The organism is Mesorhizobium huakuii (assembly GCF_030160235.1).
Classification (GTDB): Bacteria; Pseudomonadota; Alphaproteobacteria; order Rhizobiales; family Rhizobiaceae; genus Mesorhizobium; species Mesorhizobium huakuii.
In genome coordinates, this window is sequence record NZ_BSNY01000042.1 from 1 (window position 1) to 2,783 (window position 2,783).

At 56.1% G+C, this 2,783-nt stretch carries 3 protein-coding genes and 1 pseudogene; 1 reads left to right on the top strand and 3 read right to left on the bottom strand.

From position 1 onward, the window contains the following. Positions 1–251 precede the first annotated feature (251 nt). The 3 genes and pseudogenes from QQK95_RS21405 to QQK95_RS21415 all read right to left on the bottom strand — a co-directional run. A pseudogene (locus QQK95_RS21405) lies at positions 252–701 on the bottom strand (ATP-binding protein); the annotation flags it as partial. After that, a complete protein-coding gene (locus QQK95_RS21410) occupies positions 641–1,321 on the bottom strand; it encodes a phospholipase D-like domain-containing protein (protein ID WP_284276429.1) in 681 nt (226 codons plus the stop codon). The gene QQK95_RS21410 and the pseudogene QQK95_RS21405, both read right to left, overlap by 61 nt. A 126-nt stretch (positions 1,322–1,447) precedes the next feature. Then, a complete protein-coding gene (locus QQK95_RS21415; protein ID WP_010915342.1) occupies positions 1,448–1,792 on the bottom strand; it encodes a low affinity iron permease family protein in 345 nt (114 codons plus the stop codon). Between the two features lie 616 nt (positions 1,793–2,408). Between QQK95_RS21415 and QQK95_RS21420 the strand changes: the two genes are divergently transcribed. Next, a complete protein-coding gene (locus QQK95_RS21420) occupies positions 2,409–2,708 on the top strand; it encodes a DUF1236 domain-containing protein (protein ID WP_284276430.1) in 300 nt (99 codons plus the stop codon). The last annotated feature ends 75 nt before the right edge of the window (positions 2,709–2,783 follow it).

The window sequence follows — 2,783 nt, forward strand, 5'->3', positions numbered from 1 at the left end:
ATACAATCAAGCCGCAATCCCAAAAATTAGCGCGATAAATTATCGACACGTCCTTAGCTAGGTCGTGTCGACAGATATGAGGCCCATACAGCCACTATGCGTTTGGCCGGGAGCACATGGTTCGATTCTGGAACGAACTAGCCGGAAAGCTGCCTCTTCGCTGACGCCCGCTGCGGACATTGCTAAGTACTCAATCGCTAGAAGATATCAGGCCCTGGACCAAGCCACTCAAAACGCAGCATAGAACATCGTCAGCTCGTCGCCGCCGATCGCTTGAAAACAATGGTAACCTTGGTCCCTTCAGTGGCGCTGGATTTGACTTCGAATTGCGCTTTGGCGTTCTCGGTCAAAGAGCGCGCGATGAGAGCACCGAGCTTGCCGGGCTTCGGCCATGTCTCGCCCTCCGGCAAACCAATTCCATCATCGGCGATAGTGATGCGGCATCCGTCGCCATCGACCACGCTGTGAAGCGTTATTGTGCCGCCTTCTCGTCCTTTGAAGCCGTGTTTGAGCGCATTGGTCAGCAGTTCATTCACAACCAGCCCAGTCGGCATCGCAACGTTGATCGACACCGGATAGGTATCAACCTTCATGTCCAGGCGGATGCCTTCGACCGCATGCGAAGCCATTACCGCGGATGCTATCTGACTGAGGTAGATACCGAGATCGACCTCATCCTTCTGCTCGTCGTTTTTGGGAGCAACTCCTTCATCAGCCAACCGCGCGGTCTCCAGCCTCCGAACTTTTCCGGAGGGTCGGAGATCACACGCACGCGCTCGACCCAATGTACGTTGCTGCTCGCCGCTATGAACTCGGCGATGGAGGCCTTACCCCTGATCCCGCTCAGAAGCGTCGACTCGGTTTTCTCCTCGCTTCCCTCGAAATAGGGGGCATGCGAGCCGAGTTGACCAATCCAGGCCTTGTTGTGCATCCGCCTTGTCAATGCAAAAAGCCGCAAGAGGACTTCCGCGCCGCGCATGATGCCGCGCGCTCTGATGCCGCTCGGGTTGAGCAATTTGAGTTCGATGTTTGAATGGTTGCTCAGCGCCAAATAAGCAGCATCGCTCTTGCGCGGATTGACGTCGTCGAGCAGCATTCTGACCCGCACGCCTCGCTGGGCCGCCCGGACAACTTCCTGTAAAAGCAAGCGCCCCGTGTGATCGTCATGCCAGAGACAATACATGACATCGAGAGCGCGAGCCGCGTCCCTTGCCGCTAAAACACGCGCCGCGAACGCATCGTAATTGTCCGAAATCAGCAGCAGGCCGCTCTTACCTGCTTTGATTTTATCGGCCGTTGTTTGCGTAATCGAGACGTCCATGAATTGACCAATTTCGAAGGAGAACGAGGCGTCGTTTCATTAGGGCAACAACCCGCGAGTGCTGATCCGGTTGCACGGGGGCTTTGAGCCTGCTGATAGCTCACGGACAGCTCGCCCGTATGATAATCAGGTAGCTCGCCCATTTCGTTGCGCTGCTTCTTGCTCGAGCATCGCAAGCTTTTCGCGGATCTCCTCCGGCTCGGCATGCTCCAGGCCCACCACGTCGTTTCTGGTCTCCCTAAGCGAAACGACGATCTCATCGAGCTTGGCGTGAATGGCCGCGGTATCGCGATAGCCTTGTATAAGGACAACACCGGTGATCACGATGGCGGCCACCGAAAGGACATAGGTGACCGCGTTGGTCAGTCCGAATGGCACTAGCGCGGTGCACAATACCATTGCGACCATCATGACGTAGAAGCCTGGCGGCCGGGAAAGGAAGTCGGCCGTCATAAACAGGATGCGGTTCATTCTAGCGGCTCCATGATTGTGAAGCCGTGGCTCGTTCCTGCGCCAAACGCCGAAGTGGATACAACCACACCATCATATCTTGGCCAGGGCGAATACGGCTATCAGCGCGGTCAGAGCCACGCAAATGGGCACAGCAAGGAGGAAACCGGCCTCTATGAAGCGAGTCTCTTTGTCGTTGAACATTTCAGTCACCTGTCGCTGCCCTAATCAAGTTGACGGGTTCGCTCGCCGCTAACGCAGCGAGCGAACCGTTATCCGCGCAGGAAGGGACATAGCTGCGCGGATTTTGAAATGTGGACTGTCCAGGCTCAGCCAAGGGATATTCCAATGACGAGCAGGGATATGGCCAAGACGAAAACTGGCGCCAGCAACCAACGCGCTTGACCAACACTTCTGTGCCATGAATTCTTTCCTTCAGTTCCGTGGCTGACAACTTCCGCGACAGGTGACCGTTCCAAGCTGGACCGACGGCAAGACCATTGAGGAATTAGACCGGACTTTGGTCCAACCGCCTCCTCCGACTGAAGTCCTTCCAGGGGAACGATTGCATCCACGCCAAGTTGGCAGTTGAGCTTCGACACCACCGATCGGAGCCAATCTCACGAGGAGTAAGACTATGAAATTGCATCTGTCTGCCGCAGCCGCGGCATTTCTTCTGCTCGCAGGCGTCGGCGTCGCGGCGGCCGAGGACATCATCATTCAGCCGGAACAGGAAACGGTTATCCGTGAATATGTGAAGAAGCAGCCGCTTGCTTCGGTGAAGGTTCCCGGAGTGGAACTCAACATCGGCACAGCGCTGCCTGACACGGTCGAACTTCGCGAAGTTCCCAACGTCAAATACCGCTACGTCGTGATCGACAACCGGACCGTTCTGGTCGATCCAAGCACCCACAAGATCATCAAAATCTACGACTGACCGGCCTTGCCGGCCAAAGAGCTATGCTGGAATTTGGGTGACGAGGCTGATCAAGCGGCGCTCTGCGGCTTCAAT